This is a genomic window from Erwinia typographi, assembly GCF_000773975.1.
Classification (GTDB): domain Bacteria; phylum Pseudomonadota; class Gammaproteobacteria; order Enterobacterales; family Enterobacteriaceae; genus Erwinia; species Erwinia typographi.
Window position 1 is genome coordinate 129,640 of sequence record NZ_JRUQ01000019.1, and the last position, 20,593, is coordinate 150,232.

The 20,593-nt window shown below is 57.3% G+C and carries 14 protein-coding genes; 1 reads left to right on the forward strand and 13 read right to left on the reverse strand.

Translation table 11 applies throughout. From position 1 onward, the window contains the following. The 13 genes from NG99_RS05410 to NG99_RS05470 form a co-directional block, all read right to left on the reverse strand. Entirely contained in the window at positions 1 to 3,807 is a 3,807-nt protein-coding gene (locus NG99_RS05410; protein WP_034889440.1) for a cellulose biosynthesis protein BcsC, read from the reverse strand. Between the two features lie 8 nt (positions 3,808 to 3,815). Next, positions 3,816 to 6,353 carry a cellulose biosynthesis cyclic di-GMP-binding regulatory protein BcsB gene (gene bcsB / locus NG99_RS05415; RefSeq protein WP_034889166.1) on the reverse strand — a complete coding sequence of 846 codons (2,538 nt, stop codon included), beginning with the start codon at positions 6,351 to 6,353 and terminating at the stop codon, positions 3,816 to 3,818. Further along, positions 6,350 to 8,446, reverse strand: coding sequence for a UDP-forming cellulose synthase catalytic subunit (bcsA, locus tag NG99_RS05420; protein WP_052130563.1), 2,097 nt, complete (start codon positions 8,444 to 8,446; stop codon positions 6,350 to 6,352). Before bcsA ends, bcsB begins: the two co-directional genes overlap by 4 nt. 89 nt (positions 8,447 to 8,535) lie before the next feature. Continuing rightward, a complete protein-coding gene (gene bcsQ / locus NG99_RS05425; protein WP_034889168.1) occupies positions 8,536 to 9,333 on the reverse strand; it encodes a cellulose biosynthesis protein BcsQ in 798 nt (265 codons plus the stop codon). Continuing rightward, the gene (bcsO, locus tag NG99_RS05430; RefSeq protein ID WP_034889170.1) at positions 9,324 to 10,064 is read right to left on the reverse strand and encodes a cellulose biosynthesis protein BcsO; all 741 of its coding nucleotides are present in this window, start codon (positions 10,062 to 10,064) and stop codon (positions 9,324 to 9,326) included. Before bcsO ends, bcsQ begins: the two co-directional genes overlap by 10 nt. A gap of 488 nt (positions 10,065 to 10,552) precedes the next feature. Beyond that, positions 10,553 to 11,560 (reverse strand): dipeptide ABC transporter ATP-binding subunit DppF, encoded by a 1,008-nt coding sequence (dppF, locus tag NG99_RS05435; RefSeq protein WP_034889172.1) that lies wholly within the window; start codon positions 11,558 to 11,560, stop codon positions 10,553 to 10,555. After that, complete coding sequence (gene dppD, locus NG99_RS05440) at positions 11,550 to 12,536, reverse strand: dipeptide ABC transporter ATP-binding protein (RefSeq protein ID WP_034889174.1); 987 nt, start codon at positions 12,534 to 12,536, stop codon at positions 11,550 to 11,552. Before dppD ends, dppF begins: the two co-directional genes overlap by 11 nt. Before the next feature lie 11 nt (positions 12,537 to 12,547). Then, positions 12,548 to 13,450, reverse strand: a complete 903-nt coding sequence (gene dppC, locus NG99_RS05445; RefSeq protein WP_034889176.1) for a dipeptide ABC transporter permease DppC — start codon at positions 13,448 to 13,450, stop codon at positions 12,548 to 12,550. A 10-nt stretch (positions 13,451 to 13,460) separates the two neighbouring features. Continuing rightward, on the reverse strand, positions 13,461 to 14,480 hold the full coding sequence (dppB, locus tag NG99_RS05450; RefSeq protein WP_034889178.1) for a dipeptide ABC transporter permease DppB: 1,020 nt from the start codon (positions 14,478 to 14,480) through the stop codon (positions 13,461 to 13,463). A gap of 201 nt (positions 14,481 to 14,681) precedes the next feature. Continuing rightward, positions 14,682 to 16,286 carry a dipeptide ABC transporter periplasmic-binding protein DppA gene (dppA, locus tag NG99_RS05455; RefSeq protein ID WP_034889180.1) on the reverse strand — a complete coding sequence of 535 codons (1,605 nt, stop codon included), beginning with the start codon at positions 16,284 to 16,286 and terminating at the stop codon, positions 14,682 to 14,684. Between the two features lie 668 nt (positions 16,287 to 16,954). Beyond that, positions 16,955 to 18,655, reverse strand: a complete 1,701-nt coding sequence (gene eptB, locus NG99_RS05460) for a kdo(2)-lipid A phosphoethanolamine 7''-transferase (RefSeq protein WP_034889183.1) — start codon at positions 18,653 to 18,655, stop codon at positions 16,955 to 16,957. A 267-nt stretch (positions 18,656 to 18,922) separates the two neighbouring features. Further along, positions 18,923 to 19,351: an organic hydroperoxide resistance protein gene (locus NG99_RS05465; protein WP_034889185.1), complete on the reverse strand. Its 429-nt coding sequence runs from the start codon at positions 19,349 to 19,351 to the stop codon at positions 18,923 to 18,925. Between the two features lie 99 nt (positions 19,352 to 19,450). Further along, a complete protein-coding gene (locus NG99_RS05470; RefSeq protein ID WP_034889187.1) occupies positions 19,451 to 19,909 on the reverse strand; it encodes a MarR family winged helix-turn-helix transcriptional regulator in 459 nt (152 codons plus the stop codon). 67 nt (positions 19,910 to 19,976) lie between these two features. Between NG99_RS05470 and NG99_RS05475 the strand changes: the two genes are divergently transcribed. Continuing rightward, complete coding sequence (locus NG99_RS05475; protein WP_034889189.1) at positions 19,977 to 20,567, forward strand: HD domain-containing protein; 591 nt, start codon at positions 19,977 to 19,979, stop codon at positions 20,565 to 20,567. The last annotated feature ends 26 nt before the right edge of the window (positions 20,568 to 20,593 follow it).

Below are 20,593 nucleotides of genomic sequence, written 5' to 3' on the forward strand. Positions count from 1 at the left end.
TTATTTGTCCCCGAGCATATAGCGGAAATAAAGTTTCGCGGTGCTCTCGTTGTAGTCACCGAAGGTGTCGTAGCCAAGCTGGCCGCCGATGGTAACGTCTTTGTTCACCTTATAATCCGCGCCGGCATGAAGATTATAGCCAATGCCGTTTTTGCTGCCGCCTTCATAGTAAGCCTCGGTGGCGTAGCCCGCATTATAGTAGCTCTCAAGCTGCGCCTGCTTGTCCGGGTCGGTCGGGAAGTAAGCGCTGCGGTCCTGGGAGTAGGACTGATAGCCCACCGAACCGCCCACCTTTACCTTCATATCGTCGTAGTTCTTGCTCCAGTCAACCGGGAAAGAGACGGCGACAAAGTTCTGCGGGCTGAAGTAGCCGCCCTGACCATAAGTGTAGTAACTGAGGTTTTTCGAGAAGTCCATCCAGCTCATGCTGATGCCGGTTTTCAGCTCACTGCTGTCGTCGTGGAACGGACGAACATAAGCGCCAGCCTGGCCCATGATGCTCTGATTGCTTTCGACGTTCTCACCCAGATAGCTGTAGCCGCCCGCGCCAAAGTAGAACCCGGCATCGCCGTTATCGTAGCTTAACAGCGCGTCGCCGCCATTTTTGGTGACCCGGCCCCAGCGTTTCCCGCTCAGCTTGTCTTCCACGCCGACATACGAGAGCAGGCTGTCGGTGACCGAGCGGCGTTCGCCGGTCAGGATCAGCGTCAGGTAATCGGTCAGCTTAGGCGACCACTGGATACCGCCTACCAGCGTACTGAGATCCTGGCCCAGCGGCGTAGAGCCGAGATCTATTTTAAAGTTGTCGTTGGTCAGACCCAGATTCACTTCCACGCCGGAAGCGTTCTGCGAGCCTGGCGAATTCAGCTTTACCTCAGACGGCAGCACGTCGCTCGCCTGCGCGCTGCGGCCCTGCTCCAGCGCCTGCGTGCCGAAGCGCGGCGTCGCTGAGCTGGAGGCGCTGCCCGCGCTCAGGGTGACCGGCGTCAGGGTAAAGTCGAAACGCGTATCGCCATAGGGAACGGTTGACCAGGTCAGCGGCGCCTTCGCTTCCGTCAGCTTGCTAAGGCCCGACTCGCCATCGCGGCCTCTGACCTGGACGCCGCCCTGCGCCCAGGTGCCAGTGCGCTCCTGCAGATTGTCCATCATGGTGTCGATCTGATGCAGGGTCTGACTCTGCTGGGTTGGCACCTCCACCCCGGCAGTTTGCAGCGCCGAATCGCTTCCCGCCGGAGCCGTCTGCCACGGCATAACGGCACCGTATGCAGAGGGTGAGCGCCGCTGGGAAGGCGTGGAACGGTTGATAAAGGGATTGTCCGCCAGCGCCAGCCCGCCGATCGACGGGTTGCTGCCGGTGGAAGCCCCCTCCAGACCGATCATCCGGCCGCGAGCTGTGCGAAGATAAGCCAGCGCCTGCTGATGATCGCCATCCGCTTCCGCCACCCGCGCCATTAACAGCAGCCGCTCTGGCGTTTGCTCGCCGCGCAGCCCCGCCACCAGACTTTTCGCCTTCGGCAGATCGTGGTTAGCCAGCGCCACGTCGATAGCGCCCACGCGCGCATCCTGAGTTGGCGTGTCACGGGTCATCAGGTAGTCATAAACCACCCCGGCTTCTTTATTCATTTTGCCGGACTGATAGAGGCGTCCCATGGCAAACATCAGATCGGTGTTCTGCGGATCGTGTTGCAGCGCGCCGATCAGCTTGTCGTAAGCGGCAGCATATTGCCCCTGCGTGCGCAGGCGGTCAGCTTCGTTGATCGTGTAGCCATTATTGATACCAGCCAGCTGCGTTGGCGTACTGCGAGACTGTAGCTCAGGATTGCTCAGGAAGCTTTGCGCTTCACCACCCAGCCCGGCCTGGTTCAGCACGGCGATCTGTGCCGCATAGTCGCCCGCGTTGCCCTGCACGCCGCGCTGCATATTGTTCCGCACCACGGAAACGGCGGTAGTCAGGTCGCCAGCACCGGCAAGGCCTTTTGCCAGGTTGCCGGCATCGGCCGGATTCTCCGGTGGGTTCACCGCCAGCGCCTTAAAGGTATTCGCCGCAGCGGCAGTGGAGCCCTGCGCCAGATACTGCTGGGCCACGGCCATTTGCAGATTAAAGTTCGCCCTGCGCGACAGCTCGCGCATCTCGCTGTTCTGATTACGGGCAGGAATGCGCGCGATCAGCGTCTGGGCCTGCTGCCAGGCGCCGTTTTCACTGGAGAACAGCGCGGCGGCGTAGATTTCGTTGCTGCTGGCGCCGCTGCGGAACGCGGGCTGCATGACGCCCGCCGCCAGCGAGGTGTTGCCCTGCTGTTGGTAGAGGCGCGCCAGATCGAGACGCAGCCAGGGATCGGTGGGAAAGCGTTGGATACCCTGTTGGAGGATAGCAACGGCCTGCTGAGTATTGCCTGCGGCCAGCGCCTGCTTCGCCTGACGACGAACCGGATCGCTGGTGACCGCTGGGCGCGGCGTCACGCTGGCGCGCACGCTGTCCGGCAGGGAAGCCAGCAGCGTGTTGGCCTCGGCCCCGCGGTTCTGCTGACGGAGCACGTAGAACAGCCCTTCTTTCGCCGGGCGGTTGTCGGGGTCGCTTTGCAGCACCGATCGGTAAGTTTGCTCAGCCGCCTCCAGCTGATTGCTGCGGCGCTGAACGTCGGCGCGGAACAGCTTAGCCGACACGCCTTTCTCGCCATCCGCCTGAGTCAACGGCTCGCTAAGGCTGAGCGCCTGCGCGGTGTTGCCCGCCTTCATCGCCTGCTGCGCCGTGGCCAGCTGCGCGTAGAAACGCGCGTCCGCCGCCTGCTGCTGCCGCTGCTGGCTGTTATCACCACCCAGTTTCGCCGCGCGATCCAGATAATCTGCCGCTGCCGCATAGTTACCGTTGCGCTGCGCCACATACCCCAGGCCAGCTAAAGCATCGGCATCTTGCGGGTTAGCCTGCAAAACCTGGTTAAACGCGGACTGCGCGCCGCTGACGTCGCCGCTGTTCAGCGCGGTAAAGCCCTGACCTTTCTCCGCGCCGCCTGCATTCTTGCGGTAATACTCCATGACCGTGCGGTCCTGAGGATGACGCTGCTGGTAATTTTGGTACAGCGGCGCGTCGCCCGGCTGCGGGCCTAACCACATCAGCCCCTGACGCAGCGAGCTGTCGGCATCCGGGTTGCCGTCGGCCATGCTTTCCAGCATCTGCAACCCTTCACGGCGGGTTGACTCCTGATAGGTCAGCGCTCTGCCCAGCGCCAGCTTCGCGGCGGTATCCTGAGGATTCTGTGCGGAGAACTGGCGAAGGTTATCAATAGCCTGCGGCAACAGTGTACGATCGCCCGCCATCGTCAGGTAATATTCTGCCGCCACGCTGGCCGGCGGCTCGTTGCCGCTGAAGGTATTGCGCCAGGTTTGCAGCGAGGCGGAGATATTGCCGCTGCGCGCCTGCTGACGAGCCAGGTTGAGCTGCGCAGTGGGAATGGACTGTAGTTGGCGGGCCTTGTCCAGCTCCACCAGCCGCGAATCGTCCGGGGAAACCTGATTGAGCCGCGCGCGCCATTTGCCAGCCGTGGCGCTATCGCCGCTCTGCTGCGCCCACAGCGCCATCAGATACAGGGCCTGAGTGTTGTTGCCATCCACCATCAGCACTTTGTTCAGCGCATCGCGGGCCAGGTCGTCATGGGCTTTCTGATGCCAGTAGTTAGCCTGATCGAACAGCGCCTGAATCGCCGGGTTGTCGTCCGCCGCCAGCGCCGGAAAGACCAGCGCGGAGGCCGCCAGGGTCATACCGGGCACCCAATGCTGACGTAGTCTGGCGGTGAGCATTTTTATTTTCATCATGGTCATCACTTCTTCTCACCAGGGGACGAGTCATGTTGCGGGTTCAGTCGCTTCCAGGCGTGACGCTTCAGCAGCACAACGGTGCTCAGCCCCACTAATACCGAGAACAGCAGCGCCAGCAGCGCCAACACCACCGCATGCTGGTTGGCATACCACACCACCATCATGTACCAGGGCATCTGTCCGCTGGGGAACTGAGCGCCGACGCGGAAACTGCGGATGCCGTTCTCATCGGTGATGATCGCGGTATCGCCGCGTATCCCGGCATTAATGCGTTGCAGCGTCAAATCCTGATGCAGGCGGGACAGCTGATCGTCATCGGTCGCCACGGTCATCACCACCACGCGCGAATCGTTCCACGGCGAGCCGTAGCTGATAAATCCGCGCCAGTCTTCGTTGGATGAGAAGTAGCGATCGGCGTCCACCGCCTGACGATACCAGTCGCCGGTGAGCCAGCCGCGCAGGTTATCCAGCAGCGTTGGTTCCCTGACGCCCAGCGTATGTCCGCTCACATCGTACGGTGAGCCTCGTAGCATCGACTGATTAAAAGCCGTTTGCTTCAGCGTGGAAACGGCCAGAACGTCGCTGTGTTGCAGCCGTCCCAGCGCGGTCCCGCCAGCCGGGATGCCGAACATCACGCTGTTATGGCTCAGCGCCACGCCGGTAGCATTGCCTGAACGCCCGGCCATATCCAGCAGCGTGCCGATCTCTGCATTACTTGGGGAGGAAGGCAGCATCAGCACGGTCTGCGAGTAGTCAGCCAGACGGGTGAACGGGAACGAAGCGCCAACAAAATAGGCGAGGTTCGGCAGCAGCGTAAAGTGACGCGTATGGCTCAGGTCAATAAACGAATTGTCTTCAATACGGCTTTTGATGTTGTTGTTGGTCAGCACGCTGCAAGGCGCATTCTCCTTGGGCTTGATATTAAAGTAGAGCTGTAGCTGGTTATCACCGTAGATCAGGTACGGGTCAAGCTTCAGAGTGTAGCTTTCCTGACGCGCGTCGCCGCCAAGCCGGTGCCAGATACTCTCCAGCAGCCCCACTTTGTTGACCGTCAGGTTACGCAGGAAAGTGCCGTTCAGACCGACGTTGAGGTACGATTCATTCTCATCAATCCAGTTTTCCGACGGGAAGCGGTAGTCAAGCTGCACTGGCAGGGTCTCGCCATCCCACAGAAACAGATCGGGCGCCGCACGGAAGTTCACGCGCAGCGCGTCGTGCCAGATCCCGGTGGTGGTCATGCTTTGATCTTTACGCAGCAGATCGCTGAGTCGAACCGGGCGATCGGTATTAATCCAGCGCGGCGCGTCGTACGGTTTGCGCAGCGGGATGCTCTGACCGGCCACCGCCAGCGAAGAGGCATCGACGCTCAGCGGCTGAGTCAGACGCCAGGCAGCCTGCCGCAGCTCGTCGTCGTCCTTACCTATCACCAGCATCAGCTTGTAAACCGGGTTCACCGGATTATCGATAATTTGCACGGTTGGGCCATTGACCTTAGGGATCGCCACGCCAGCAACCATTTCACCAGGGTGGGCGAAGACGATGCCGTTCTTTTCAGGCAGATCGTTACGCAGCACCGGGAAACTGATCCCGCGGTAATCGGTTTGAATGCCCAGCCACGATGAGAGGATCGCCGCCGCGCTGACTTCACCAGGCGACACCGACGTACCGAAGACCATCGGCACCACGGAAGGCGTCATGCGCAGCGGATCGATAAACGGTCGCGGGAAGTTGCGCAGCATGTTGCCCATATTCAGCTGCTGCCCTTCAAGCGACAGCGTGGTTTTCGGCAGAATGGTCACCTGATACTGGCTGGCGCTATCGCGTTCGCACAGCAGCTGATCCGCATCGTTAATTTTAAAGCTCAGATTGTTGCTGGAGACCACCATCGCCGCGGGAATATCCAGCTGGTAATCTTCGCTGGCGCTGTCCGAGGCGCCAAGCGGCAGGGTTCCCAGCGGCTGGCCGTTCAGCATCAGCTGCAACGAGGTATTGCGGGCCGCCAGCGCCTGCGACACTTTAAGCGACAGATTGAGACGCGCGTTAGTGATCACTTCGTCCGTTGGTAGCGTGAAAACAATGCCTGACTGTAACTGGCCGCCGGTCAGCACAATGCCGCGGGTCTGGCCCATCTGCGCAACGGAGACGGTGCTGGTCAGCGGCTGGTTCAGCATCACGCTGCTGGTCGCTTGCGGAGAAACGGGTGCAGGCAGCGGCGGCAGCCCCTCAGGCTGGCCGGTCGGGGCCTCCGCCGCAGGCTGCGCTGGCGAGCTTTGCTCAGCCTGAACCGCCGGATCGCCGTTTTGCCCGCTCGTCGCCGCCGAAGCAGCGGAGGCGTTGCTGGTCGCCTGATTCATGGATGCTGAATAGTCCTGCGGCGCTTCCCCGCCGGTTGACGCCGCCGCCGGCTGGCCTACGTCCGCCGGAGGAGGAATTTGTGACAGCGCGCGGCTGTCCTGAGTCACGCTTTCAGGCGCGGCCCAGACGCTGCTTAAGGTCAGTACGCCGGTAAAACAGAGTGCAGATAATATCAGTCGCTTCATGCCACGCTATCCTCTTCAGCCTTCGCGGCCTGATGCTTAGCGCGACGATCTTTCCAGGTCAGCCAGAACAATTCAAAGACGGTACGGATGATGGTGATCAGGGAGCGGAAAGGCTTGTCTTTCGGCCCTTCGGGTTTAATCCACGCATCGGCGCGCGACAGGACCACACGCACCAGTTCTCGACGGCGAGACAGCGGCATTTCGTCAAATTTCAGGCGGATAACGCCATCCTCAAAACCAATCGTACTGACCGGAATAGAGATAGTGCCGGACTGAAGCATCAAATCGATGGCCTCAATTTCGTCAGTTTCATGACGGTTGTCCGGCGCGGTGACCTGGGCGCCGCCCATCGACAGATCCACGGTTGTGGTCCGCGAGGAGATGCCGCTGGCGTAATGCAACACCATCGGAATACTGACCTCAATACGGATGGTTTTACGCGTCTGTTTGGTTTCCCGCGCAACGGCAATCGCCGCCATCAGAATGATCAGGCTGAACAGTGCCCAGCCGACGTTCAGCGCAATAACGTAAGGGTCCACGCCGAAATAGTCGTGTGCCACGGCGCGAATCACCCCGCTTACCACGCCAATCAGCAGCAGCGCGGCACAGATGACGTGAGGACGCACGATGTTGAAGTCGAAGAAGCCTACGTCCAGCAGGCCGCCTTTATCCGTCACGTTAAACTTGCCGTGCTTTGGCGAAAGCATCGTCAGAATGGTCGGGATGACGAGGTGGAAAGCCATCACCGTTTCGTAAATCTCCCCCCAGAAGGTGGCGCGGAAGCGGCCGTTCATGCGGGAGTTCACATACAGCGACATCACCAGGTGCGGCAGCACATAGGCGAAGATCAGGCTGGCCGACGAGTGGATAATATTCAGATTAAACAGCAGGTAAGCCAGCGGCGCGGTCAGGAACACCACCCTTGGCAGGCCAAACTGGAAATGCAGCATGGCATTCAGATAGCACAGGCGCTGCTGCCATTTCAGGCCGCGGCCCAGCAGCGGGTTGTCCACGCGGAATATCTGCGTCATACCGCGCGCCCAGCGGGTGCGCTGAACGACGTGCAGACCAAGACGTTCGGTTGCCAGGCCAGCCGCCAGCGGCAGGGACAGGAACGCGGACTTCCAGCCGCGACGCTGCATTTTCAGTGCGGTATGCGCATCTTCGGTGACGGTTTCGGTGGCAAAGCCGCCGATCTCTTCCAGCGCTGAACGGCGAATAACCGCACAGGAGCCGCAGAAGAAGGTAGCGTTCCAGTTGTCATTACCCTGCTGAACCGGGCCGTAAAACAGCGCGCCTTCGTTGGGGATTTCACGCGCGGCTTTCAGGTTGCGTTCGAACGGATCGGGCGAATAGAAGTAGTGCGGCGTCTGTAGCAGAGCCAGCTTTGGATCGTTCAGAAAGGGGGCTACCGTCGCCTGGAGGAAGGCGCGAGTGGCTACGTGGTCGCAGTCAAAAACGGTAATCAGCTCACCCTTAGTGATGCGCATCGCGTGGTTCAGGTTACCGGCTTTCGCATGACGGTTGTCGTCGCGGGTGATGTAGCCGACGCCAGCATCGGCGGCAAACACCGCAAACTCGCTGCGCTTACCGTCGTCCAGCAGATAGATTTTGATTTTGTCGCGCGGATAGTCGATACACTGCGCGGCCAGCACGGTATCACGGACCACATCGAGACTTTCGTTATAGCTCGGCACGTAGATATCTACGGTCGGCCATAAGTTGATGTCTTCCGGCATCGGCTCGATGGTTCTCTTAAGCGGCCATGATGTTTGCAGGTAACCGAGGATCAGGATCAGCCAGACATACACCTCAGCAATAAATAATCCAATGCCGAGGATTGCCTCAACCTCCGAATTAAATGAGAGCGTTTCGGTGGCGCGCCAGAAAATATAGCGCGTAGACATTAATGCCGAGAGGAACACCATTACCATAGAGGTTTTGCGGCTTTTACTGAAGCCCATAACGAAAAGGATGGCAATGGAGATCAGCCCAAAAATATACTGCTTTTGGCTGTCCATAGGGGTGATCACAATCACTGCGGCGAGCGGGAATAATACCAGCAGCAGCAGGTAATACAGGACTTTTTTCATAAGTCATCCTGAAAACGAGACTATTATTTTTACCGCAAGCAAGGTATTGCGGTGTTTCAGGCATCCATACCCGACGGCTCCGCCGTCGATTAACGCGATCTCAGCGGAGCCTGCATCTCACCATCGCCCACTTTAATATCGAGCAGGGCGGCAATACGCTTGCCGACGATCTCGATATCAAAGGCGGCGGCCGAGACCGGGCTGAAATCAAAGATAGACTGCTGCGAGGCGTTGGCCTCCGCGACGCTCTCATCGCGATTCACCACGCCCAGCAGCCGATCGCCCAGCCTCTGCTGCATAAATGCCGTGACATCACGGCTGATGTTGCGGCGGCTGTCGCTCTGGTTCAGCACGAAGTAGTGGCCGGAACGGTGATTTAGCGCGCCGCCAATCATTTTTTCGTTTTCGATTTGCGGCAGCAGCGACAGCGAAGCGGTATCCGCCAGCATCACCACAAGATGTAAATCGGCAAGTTCGGTCATGGCCTTGAGCGCTGGCCCCGGTCCCGGAGGAAAATCGGCCACAATCACCAGGCCTGGGTAGTTAAGAACGGTGTGCAGACCTCGCGCCAGAAAGTTAGGGTCGCGGGTCAGATTGGCTTCAAACTCAACGCGCTGCTCTTCGGTAACGTCGCCATAGGGCATCACAAAGATGTTACCGCCGGTGGTCAGAATCGACTGGCTCCAGTCGGGGGAGTCGGCAGACTTAGCCACGTATCCCCGACCATCCGACAGCGGAACGCCAAAATGCAGGCGCAAGGCGTTTTGCACATCAAAATCGATGGCCAGCACTTTGCTCCCGCCGCGCGCAAGGGTATAAGCCAGGTTGGCAGCTAAAGTGGTTTTACCCACGCCGCCTTTAGGAGAGCAAACACAAACTAACGGCATGAGGCGATTCTCTCCAGCAGAGGTTGCAGCAACGTCTCTTTAGATAAGACGGTCAGTGACGACTCGGGGGTGGAACTGAACAGCTGCTTGAAACGAGGTAACTCTGCCGCTGGCTGGGGCGCCGCGGCAGGCGCGAAGCCGCCGGGAGCCGTCCGGGCCGCTGCCGGAGGCGCGGTCGGGAGGGAAGCCAGCAGCGAAGTGGCCGCAGGGCGGGCGGTCGTCAGCGGGTTCGCCGCCTGTGCAGGCTGAGCGGCTGTCAGCGGGTCCGCCGCCGGAGCAGGCTGAGCGGCTGTCAGCGGGTTCGCCGCCGGAGCAGGCTGAGCAGTTGTCAGCGGGTTCGCCGCCGGAGCAGGCTGAGCAGTTGTCAGCGGGTCCGCCGCCGGAGTAGGTTTTAGCGAGGCAGAAATGCTGTCCAGCAGCGAGGCACCGATCTGCGTTGCCGCCGGTTTCGCCACGAAGGCCGCCACGCTGTGGGACTGAACCGCTGGCTGTGGACGCGCAACGGGTGCGGCCGGGGCAATAAAGGTATCTTCAGCAATGGGTTGCGGCGCAGGAACGTCAATACTCTGTCCGTTGCCTAACCCCGTCTCCGCCCCTTCGTTCATCAGCTGTTTGATGATCGCCCAGTTGGCACTGTCTGAATTCTTAGTCTGTTCAGACATGTCCTTGAAGTCGATATGGTTTGTCTGCGTTTTTTCTTTAAAACGCTGCAGGTCATCATAACTTTTCATGGGAACGATCGCGGAGAGTGAGGGATTTTTCGGCAATATAACATACAATTTTTATTTGCATCAGATGATTCTTATCTTCAGTTAAGAATGAATGGAGTGAATAATTGACTCTTGAGGATAGATGAAATAAATAATTACGCAGGCTATCAATCAACTTTGTTATTAGTTTTCTTATTTAAATAATTTCGCCTGGCTAATTAAATTAGCCTTATAGAAATGATAGCGTTGATCGGAGGAAATACCTAACTTCTCAGATCTTAGCAATACTTTAGAACAAGTTATAAAAGTTTATGCTGGAAATGGAAAAAATTTGATATATATCACCTTCTACTGACCAAAAATTACGATGTTGTTCGGCGACGGGCTGATTCGCCCTGAGTGCAACTCGCGCCCGGTAGGGAGGTGACTCTTTTTTCGCTTACCAACCCGATACTGGCGTAAAAAAAGGGCGAATCGGAGATTCGCCCTGATGCATTACAGCCTTGCCGCTAGCTACTGGCTACCGGCTGGCCTTCATCCTGATCGACCGCGAAACAGGCAATCTGCTGGTCGCCATACTGCTTCAGCTGAGGCTGCAGCTGCGTGCAGGGGCCAAAGCGACGACGACAGCGGGCGTTAAACGCGCAGCCAGGCGGCGGGCTAAGCGGGCTTGGCAGCTCGCCGGTCAGCTTAATGCGCTCGCGTCGCTCGTCCGGGTTCAGACGCGGCGTAGCGGAGAGCAGCGCCTGGGTATAAGGATGACGCGGATTGGCAAAGATGGCTTCTTTGCTGCCCCGCTCCACGCAGCGCCCCAGGTACATGACCATCACTTCGTCGGCAATATGCTCCACCACCGAGAGATCGTGAGAGATAAACACATACGACAGGCCCAGCTCCTGCTGGAGATCCATCATCAGGTTTAGCACCTGGGCCCGCACCGACACGTCGAGTGCCGAAACCGGCTCATCAGCTATCAGCACGTCCGGGTCAAGCATCAGACCACGCGCAATCGCGATACGCTGGCGCTGACCACCGGAGAACATGTGCGGATAGCGATCGTAATGCTCGGTTTTCAGGCCGACTTTCGCCATCATCGACAGCACTTTTTCACGGCGTTCCGCCTTGCTCAGATCGGTGTTGATCAGCAGCGGCTCTTCGAGGATCTGGCTGACCTTTTTACGGGGGTTCAGCGAGCCGTACGGGTTCTGGAACACGATCTGGATTTTCTGGCGACGCAGCTTTTGCGCCGCCGGGTCATGCTTAAGCAGATCCTGTCCCTGATAGAACAGCTGCCCTTCGGTCGGCGTTTCAATCATGGTCAGCAGCCGACCCAGCGTCGACTTCCCACAGCCGGACTCGCCGACAACCGCCAGCGTTTTGCCGCGTTCCAGGTTAAAGGAGACGCCGTCCAGCGCCTTCACCAGGCGCTCCTGACCAAACAGCCCTTTCTTCACCGGGTAGTGTTTTTTAAGTTCGATCGCCTGCATCAGCAGCGCGGCGTTTTGTTCAGGCTTCATAAGTTGGTCTCCCGGCATCATCCAGAGGGTAATGGCATTTGGACTGACGCCCCGGAATATCACGGAGTTCAGGCTCTTCCGACCGGCAGCGGTCGTTGGCATACGGGCAACGCGGGTTCAGCAGACAGCCGTTCGGGCGATCATATTTACCCGGCACCACGCCTGGCAGCGAAGCCAGCCGCGCTTTATCAGCGGAAAACTCAGGCAGCGCTCGGAGCAGCGCCTGAGTGTAGGGGTGGCGCGGCGCCTTGAAGATGTCTTCCGCCTTGCCCGTCTCCACCACCTGCCCGGCATACATCACGATAATGTGCTGAGCGGCCTCGGCCACCAGCGCCAGGTCGTGAGTAATCAGGATCAGCGCCATGTTCTCCTGCTGTTGCAGATCGAGCAGCAGTTCGATGATCTGCGCCTGAATAGTCACGTCGAGCGCGGTAGTTGGCTCATCGGCAATCAGCAGCTTTGGCCGACAGGCAATCGCCATGGCGATCATCACGCGCTGGCTCATACCACCGGAGAGCTGATGCGGATAAACATCAAGGCGCGAAGCCGGATCGGGAATGCCAACCTGGGTCAGCAAATCAACGGCGCGCTGACGGCGAGTTTTCTTGTTGCCGCCCTGGTGCACCTTGATCGCTTCCATAATCTGGAAGCCAACGGTGTAGCAGGGGTTCAGGCTGGTCATCGGGTCCTGAAAAATCATCGCCACTTCGGAGCCAACCAGCTGACGGCGCTCTTTTTCCGAGAGGCGTTGCAGGTCGCGCTGGTCAAATTCCAGCTTTTCGGCCATCACTTTGCCGGGGAAATCAATCAGCCCCATTATCGCCAGCGAACTGACCGATTTACCGGAGCCCGACTCGCCAACGATGCCCACCACCTGGCCCTGTTCAACCCGGTAGCTGATGCGGTCAACCGCACGGAACGGCGCCTTATCGTCGCCGAAGTGCACCGACAGTTTGTCTACATTTAATAGTGCCATCTGGTGCCTCTTTACTGCTTGAGTTTCGGGTCGAGGGCGTCGCGTAAACCATCGCCCATCAGGTTAAATGCCAGTACGGTCAGCAGGATTGCGACACCAGGGAAGGTGACCACCCACCAGGCACTTTGCGCATACTGCAACACATCGGAGAGCATGGTGCCCCACTCCGGCGTTGGCGGTTGCGCCCCCATACCCAGGAAGCCCAGCGCGGCCATATCGAGGATCGCGTTGGAGAAGCCCAGAGAAGCCTGCACGATCAGCGGTGCCAGGCAGTTTGGTAAAATATTGACGAACATCTGACGCAGAGCGCCCGCTCCGGCAACGTTGGAAGCCGTAACGTAGTCCCTGTTCACCTCCACCAGCACCGCCGCGCGGGTCAGACGGATATAGTGCGGCAGCGCGACGAAGGTCAGCGCTATCGAGGCGTTAACGATGGAAGGACCGAAGATAGCCACCAGCACCAGCGCCAGCAGCAGGCTTGGCAGCGCCAGCATGATATCCACCAGACGCATGATCACCGCATCCGTCGCGCCGCCAACGTAACCAGCGATCAGGCCAAATATCACGCCCAGGATCAGCGACAGTACCACAACCAGACAGCCAACCAGCAGCGACAGGCGTGCGCCGTACATCAGGCGGGAAAGAATATCCCTGCCCACGTCATCAGTACCGAAAATAAACTTCCAGCTACCGCCATCCTGCCAGACCGGCGGATGCAACAGCGCATCGCGGAACTGATCGGAAGGCGCATGTGGCGCAATGAAGTTAGCGAAGGCGGCGATGATGAACATCACCAGCACGTAAACCAGGCCAATAACCGCGCCTTTGTTACGCTTAAAATAGTGCCAGAACTCCTGCAAAGGGGTCATGGGCTTAGGTGCAGCGCTCACGCTGCCTGGATCGATTGTAGACATCCTGGCCCCCTTATTTCTTGTGGCGAATGCGCGGGTTAACCACGCCGTAGAGCACGTCAACCAGCAAGTTGACCGCGATAATCAGAATGGCCACCATCAGCACCCCGCCCTGCACTACCGGATAGTCGCGGCGCTGAAGCGCATCGATCAGCCAGCGGCCGAGACCAGGCCAGGAGAAGATCGTTTCGGTCAGGATGGCTCCCGCCAGCATCGTTCCCACCTGTAAACCAATGACGGTTACTACCGGCAGCATCGCGTTGCGCAGCGCGTGAACCACAATGACGCGCATCCGCGTCAGGCCCTTGGCGCGCGCGGTACGGATATAATCTTCCCCTAACACTTCCAGCATCGCTGAACGGGTCATACGCACGATAACCGCCAGCGGAATAGTGCCCAGCACCACCGCCGGTAGGATCATGTGCATCAGGGCATCTTTAAAGTCGCCCGGTTCCCCCCAGATTAGGGTGTCGATCAGCATAAAGCCGGTCAGCGGTTGGCTGTCGTCGAGGAACACCGTATCGCCTATTCGCCCGGACACCGGGGTCAGGTTTAACTGCACGGACACCAGCATGATCAGCATCATTCCCCACCAGAAAATCGGCATGGAGTAGCCGGTCAGCGAGATGCCGACCACGGTGTGATCGAAGATAGAGCCGCGTTTAACCGCTGCAAGAACCCCCGCAGGGATACCCACGGCAACGGCAAAAATCATCGCGCAGATGCCCAGCTCCAGCGTCGCCTTAAAGCGCGGAACGAATTCCTGCCAGACCGGGATGCGGCTTTTTAGTGAAATACCCAGATCGCCATGGAGCACGCCATAGACGTAGGAGACATATTGTTGCCACAGCGGCTTATCCAGACCCATCTGGGCCAGCAGCTGCGCGTGACGTTCAGGAGACATTCCGCGTTCGCCGGCCATAATCAGCACCGGGTCACCGGGGATCATATGGACAAACGCGAAAGTTAACAGGGTGATGCCAATAAACGTTGGGATGACAAGTCCCAGACGTCGGAGTATGAACTGCAGCATATTCCGGATTCTCTTTTGGTTCCCGCAGGCTCATAGCCTGAGAGATTATATTTGCTCACATCTTGCGACGGATGTTCTCCATCGCGACGCCCTGAGGCGCCTTGACCATTTTTTTGCTTCCGAGCGATACAACCTTGAGAGGGGCCGAAAATGTTCGGCCCAACAGGGAGTGAGAAGGGGCCAGCTGACTGGCCCCGACTATTATTCCTGAATATCAACGTTCTCGAAGTGATGTTTACCTAATGGATCAACCACATAGCCAGTGACCTTTTTGCTGACCGGCTCGTACACGGTAGAGTGCGCGATAATCAGCGCAGGCGCCTGGCCATGCATCACAACCTGAGCCTGCTTATAGTACTCAATACGCTTGTTGTGATCGGCTTCAGCACGGGCTGGCTGAATCTGATCTTCAAACGGCTTGTAGCACCAGCGAGAGTAGTTAGAACCGTCTTTGGCCGCCGCGCAGCTGAACAGGGTAGCGAAGAAGTTATCCGGGTCCCCATTGTCACCGGTCCAGCCCATCATCACGGTCTGGTGCTCACCGGCTTTCGCGCGCTTCAGGTACTCGCCCCACTCGTAGGTCACGATCTTGGCCTTCACGCCAATTTTCGCCCAGTCACTTTGGATCATTTCAGCCATACGGCGGGCGTTCGGGTTATACGGACGCTGAACCGGCATCGCCCACAGGTCGATAGAGAAACCGTCCGCCATCCCCGCTTCCTTCAGCAGCTCTTTCGCTTTTGCCGGGTCGTAGGCGTAATCCTGTACCGAATCGTTGTAGCTCCACATGGTTGGTGGGATCAGGTTCTTAGCCGCCTGACCAGCGCCCTGGTACACCGCATCAATGATCGCTTTTTTGTTCACCGCCATGGTCAGCGCCTGGCGAACCTTCAGGTTATCCAGCGGCTTTTTCTCGGTGTTGAACGACAGGTAGCCGACGTTCAGGCCAGGCATCTGCATCAGGTTGATATTTTTATCTTCCTTCATGCGGGCGATGTCAGCCGGGTTAGGGAAAGGCATCACCTGACATTCGCCCTTCTGCATCTTGGCGTAGCGCACGGAGGCATCAGGCGTGATGGAGAAGACCAGACGGTCGATTTTTGGCTTGGTGCCCCAATACTGGTCAAAGGCTTTGTACAGGATGCGGGAGTCTTTCTGGTACTGCAACAGCTGGAACGGACCGGTGCCAACCGGGTTCAGGTCGATTTTTTCCGGGGTGCCGGCTTTCAGCATGTTGTCGGCATATTCCGCAGACATGATAGAAGCGAAGTCCATGCCCAGGTCGGCAATGAACGGCGACTCAGGACGGCTCAGCACGAAGCGTACGGTGTTATCGTCCACCTTCTCGATTTTGGCGATCAGTTTAGGCATATCCATGCCTTCGAAGTACTCGTAGCTGCCGCCGGAGACGCCATGATATTTGTTGTTCTTATCCAGCTGACGCTCGAAGGAGAACACCACGTCGTCGGCATTAAAGTCGCGAGTCGGCTTGAAATCTTTGGTGGTTTGCCACTTCACGCCTTTGCGCAGGTGGAAGGTATAGATTTTACCGTCCGCGCTGACGTCCCACTTTTCGGCCAGACCGGGCACGAGTTCAGTGGTGCCGGTTTTAAATTCTACCAGGCGGTTATAGATCGGCACAGAACTGGCGTCATAGGTGGTGCCAGAGGTAAACAGCTGCGGGTTAAAGCCTTCAGGCGAACCTTCTGAACAATAAACGAGGGTTTTAGCCTGGACGCCAGCGGCAACGGTAAGAGCGATCAGGCTCAGACCTACCTTTAGCATCCCTGTTTTAGAAATACTCATGCTTCTGCTCCAATGTGATGTGGTGTTGTGTGTAACTTCGCAAGACCCTGTATTTTTTTAGTGCGGTCTTTGCTGGTGCCTGACGGCAGTGGGAAAGGAGCGGCCAGCCGCGATCAAACTATCAGACTATTCCGTTTCCTTTTCCCGTTGACGCATCAATTTGTCAACTGTTGCAAGCAACGTCAATACAACTGTCAGGTATTTACACAGACTGTGAGAAACAGCAAGCAAACATAAAAAAAACCAATTCGTAACATTTTCAGAGGAAACCGTTATTCAGTCCGCTATAAACCGGACAAATGTAATGCCATTACCTTTAATTGTGGCAATTTGCTCTGAAAAAAAACTATTAAATTAGTCCGCTAAGTGGCTTTTTTATGAACGATACGCTTTGCTTATGTCACCTTAGGCAGCTAAATATGCTGCAACAGTGGCATAAGAAATCATCAACAACCCGATAACGGACATAAGCCAAACGCGACGCAAAATAAGCGGACGAAGCCAGACGGGAGAAGGGTTTTTCCGCCTGTTTCATGATTTAAATGAACATTTTTTTGTAACAGCGATTTTACTGCCGCAGCAGAATATAGTGTGATTAGCCGCTGAGGCGTTTCAGGCATAAAAAAAGCCCGGAACGATCCGGGCTTCTGTCTGGCACTGGCAGACGATCAGGCTTTGCTGTCCGCAGGCGCCGCTGCTTTTTTCGGGTCAGCGCACCAGTTATTGCTGTCTTTGATGCCGCCGTCCGGCGAGGTATAGCCCAGGCAGCCGAGGAGGGTATCAAACAGCTCAACGTGGCGATGGGTTTTGCCCACCCGCTGCTCGGCTTTCAGTCGTTCAAAGGCCCTCTGATTGGTCGGATCAGCCAGATACTTGTCCGATGCCCAGACAATCATCGGCACGCGGAACTGCTCAGGCGGCGCCATATTGCGCGGCGTACCGTGCAGGTGCATGTTGTCACTGATCGATTCGCCGTGGTCCGACGCATAGAAGACGATAGCTTTCTTGTCCCGTAGCTGGTCAAACACGTTGTCCAGCACAGTATCCGTATACAGCACTGAGTTATCAAAGGCGTTAATCAGCATCGCTTTGCTACAGGTGTCATCAACGCCCATACATTCCGGCTGATAGCGGGCAAACTCACGCGGATAGCGCTGGGAATAGAGATAGTGCGAACCTTTGGTGTGCAGCACGACCAGATGCTTACCCTGAGGGTGGCGATCCAGCGACTTTTTCAGCTCCGTCACCAGCAGCATATCGTCTACCGATTTACCCTGGTTCTCTTTTTCAGAGCCGATCTGCTCACGGAAAGCGTAGTTGTCCGCTTCGGTGTTGTTGTAGAACCACACTTCACTCTGCATCGCGAACAGCTCGGAGCTGAAGCCCAACGTTTTCAGCACGGAAAACACGTTCTTCTCTTTCAGCGTGCGGCCTGGGCCTTCGTCCGCTCCGCCCTCCCGGACAAACATACAGCGCAGAGAGAGCTTGGTAGCGGTATCGCAAGACTCACCGCGGAAGGCCACCAGATTCTTCTCTTTTGAAAGTTTAGGCGTAGTGTCCCGCTCGTAGCCCAGCATTCCCATGTGATCCCAGCGGGTCGTTTCGCCAATCACGAACACCACGTAAGTATCGTCCAGTCCGGCTGGCGCGCTGTAGGTGAACTTCTTCGCCGGGTCCAGCAGGTCTTTGCTGTCCATCTTCTCATCATAGCTGGTATAGGCAAACAGCCCCAGCGCAGAGAGCCAGTTAGAAGGGAGATAGGAGTGCGCCACCACGCCGCCATAGCTGGGCAGGTCAACATTGGTCAGCTTCTCATTAATGTTCTGCTGCTTATCAAAGTAGCGGATTGGCAACCAGACCAGCGCCACCGCAAGCAGCAGCGTCAGCAGGGGTTTAAAGCGATGCCCGGGGGTTTTTAGCTGTTCGATTAGCGTCAGGCGCAGCGAGTTGCGCCAGATCAGCAGCATAGGCAGCGCGCTGACCAGCACCATCCACAGCACAAAGTGATAGCCAACCACCTCTTTCGACAGATCCGTGTCGGTGGTCATCACCGAGGCGACGATGCCATAGCCAATCACCACGTTGAAGAAGCTCATATAGTAGCTTGCAGCGACGGAGATCAGCACCAGCGCCGTGGCGGTAATCCGCCAGAATAGTTTGCCGCCCAGCGACAGCAGCCGCATCAGGAAGAACGTCAGCAGGACGATCGCCACCACTTCAGCCACGGCGGAAACCCACTGTAAGACCTGAAAATGCGCCAGAAAGGGATCAAAACGGCGATAAAACACCGGAATATTCAGGAAGATTCCGATGTAAAATGCCAGCATTAGCGACAGCTTCTGCTGAGTTAGTGATTTTATATAGTTCATTAAACCTTTTTCCTGGCGTAACTTAAACGGATCTTAAACGTTAATCAGACCGTACCGTTGCGTCAGAGTTCGGAAAGCGGGTCGATTATCCTCTGACGCAAGCCTGATCAGAAGAGACTAAAGCGAAGGGGGGCTTGCGCAAGAGCGGCGTAGTTAACCATATAACGCGCACTTTTTCAGATCAATCTGTGCACGTCGCTTAGGAAATAGACAAGATTTGCGGCAGCAAAAAAGGGCAGACGACGCTGCCCTGGTGATGACTCACGCTCAGTTAATAATATTCAGAGTCACATCAATGTTGTTGCGGGTGGCATTGGAGTAAGGGCAAACGATGTGCGCCGCGTCGACCAACTTTTTCGCCTCGGCGGGGTCCATGCCTTGCAGGTGGATGTTCAGTTTGGCCTCGATGCCAAAACCGTTCGGAATTGGGCCTATGCCAACTTCACCTTCAATAAAGGCGTCTTTCGGCAACGCGATTTTGTCGCGGCCGGCGACGAATTTCATCGCGCCCAGGAAGCAAGCCGAGTAGCCAGCAGCGAACAGCTGCTCAGGGTTAGTCACTTCGCCGCCTGCGCCGCCCATCTCTTTTGGCACGCCCAGTTTTACGTCCAGCACGCCGTCGGAAGAGGTCGCACGGCCGTCACGGCCGCCGGTGGCTTTGGCTTTTGCGGTATAAACAACTTTTTCTAAAGACATGGTGAGACTCCTGCATAGTGAATGTTTACGCGATTTAATCGCGAGCGATATATAGCCATAAAACGGGTACTGTCCATCCGGGCAACCTGCGCCCGGTCGTTAAGCGTTAAGGTTATCGCGCAGCGTTTCCAGCCCGGTTTTCAGCGAGGTCAGCGTGTCGATATCGCAGGCTGAAGCGCAGAAGACGGCTTCCGGGATATTCACCGCTTTTGCTCGCAGTTCCCTGCCTTGTTCCGTCAACGTCACCACCACCTGACGCTCATCTTTACGGGAGCGCTGTCGCTGGAGCAACCCGGCGACTTCAAGCCTTTTCAGCAGCGGCGTCAGCGTGGCGGAATCCAGAAACAGGCGTTCGCCGATCTCCGAAACCGTTACGTCATCCCGTTCCCACAGCACCAGCATCACCAGATATTGCGGGTAGGTGATATCCAGCTGGGCTAACAGCTGCCGGTAGAGCTTGTGCAGCGCCAGATTGGCGGAATAGAGCGCAAAGCACAGCTGTTGATCAAGCAACAGTGGCGCGTCCTGGGCTTTTTTGTCATCTTTGATGATAGTCATGACTAAAATATAGATAGCGCACTATATAATTGCAAGCGATTATTTTTTTCACCTGCGGGAGAAACGGATGAACTCACTGGAAGAACAGGCACGTCGTTATGCCACCAGGGCCCACGCCGAAGCGGGCCAGCGGCGTAAATACACCGATGAACCCTATATCGTTCATCCGGCTGCGGTAGTCGAATTGGTCAGAAGCGTTACCAATAGCGAGATCATGCTGGCCGCCGCATGGCTGCACGACACGGTCGAGGATACGCCGTCGACGCTGAACGACATCAGCCGCCACTTCGGCCCGGCCGTAGCGGAACTGGTAGAGATGCTGACCGACAGCCACCCTGCAGAGGCGAAGAACCGCGCCGCACGTAAGGTCGCGCACTTTCGTCATACCGCCAGGGCTTCTGCTGACGCTCAGACCATCAAGCTGGCGGATATTATTGATAACACCCGATCGATCATCCACTTCGATGCGCATTTTGCCCGCGTCTACCTGGTTGAAAAGCGCGTGCAGATTGCCTTACTCACCGACGGCAATGCCGAACTGTGGCAGCAGGCCTCAATCATTATTGAACGCGGCATTGAGCAGCTAACTCAGGCCCCTCACCACATTCCTGCCGACTGGTTTACTCGCCAGCAATCGAAATATTCCGTCGCCAACTGAGGATGGAAAACGAACGATTTCGTAGC

Excerpts from the sequence above, each read along its gene's own strand:
- NG99_RS05410 (WP_034889440.1), bottom strand. The coding sequence starts at position 3,807 with ATGAAAATAAAAATGCTCACCGCCAGACTACGTCAGCATTGGGTGCCC.
- bcsB (WP_034889166.1), bottom strand. The coding sequence starts at position 6,353 with ATGAAGCGACTGATATTATCTGCACTCTGTTTTACCGGCGTACTGACC.
- bcsA (WP_052130563.1), bottom strand. The coding sequence starts at position 8,446 with ATGAAAAAAGTCCTGTATTACCTGCTGCTGCTGGTATTATTCCCGCTC.
- bcsQ (WP_034889168.1), bottom strand. The coding sequence starts at position 9,333 with ATGCCGTTAGTTTGTGTTTGCTCTCCTAAAGGCGGCGTGGGTAAAACC.
- bcsO (WP_034889170.1), bottom strand. The coding sequence starts at position 10,064 with ATGAAAAGTTATGATGACCTGCAGCGTTTTAAAGAAAAAACGCAGACA.
- dppF (WP_034889172.1), bottom strand. The coding sequence starts at position 11,560 with ATGAAGCCTGAACAAAACGCCGCGCTGCTGATGCAGGCGATCGAACTT.
- dppD (WP_034889174.1), bottom strand. The coding sequence starts at position 12,536 with ATGGCACTATTAAATGTAGACAAACTGTCGGTGCACTTCGGCGACGAT.
- dppC (WP_034889176.1), bottom strand. The coding sequence starts at position 13,450 with ATGTCTACAATCGATCCAGGCAGCGTGAGCGCTGCACCTAAGCCCATG.
- dppB (WP_034889178.1), bottom strand. The coding sequence starts at position 14,480 with ATGCTGCAGTTCATACTCCGACGTCTGGGACTTGTCATCCCAACGTTT.
- dppA (WP_034889180.1), bottom strand. The coding sequence starts at position 16,286 with ATGAGTATTTCTAAAACAGGGATGCTAAAGGTAGGTCTGAGCCTGATC.
- eptB (WP_034889183.1), bottom strand. The coding sequence starts at position 18,655 with ATGAACTATATAAAATCACTAACTCAGCAGAAGCTGTCGCTAATGCTG.
- NG99_RS05465 (WP_034889185.1), bottom strand. The coding sequence starts at position 19,351 with ATGTCTTTAGAAAAAGTTGTTTATACCGCAAAAGCCAAAGCCACCGGC.
- NG99_RS05470 (WP_034889187.1), bottom strand. The coding sequence starts at position 19,909 with ATGACTATCATCAAAGATGACAAAAAAGCCCAGGACGCGCCACTGTTG.
- NG99_RS05475 (WP_034889189.1), top strand. The coding sequence starts at position 19,977 with ATGAACTCACTGGAAGAACAGGCACGTCGTTATGCCACCAGGGCCCAC.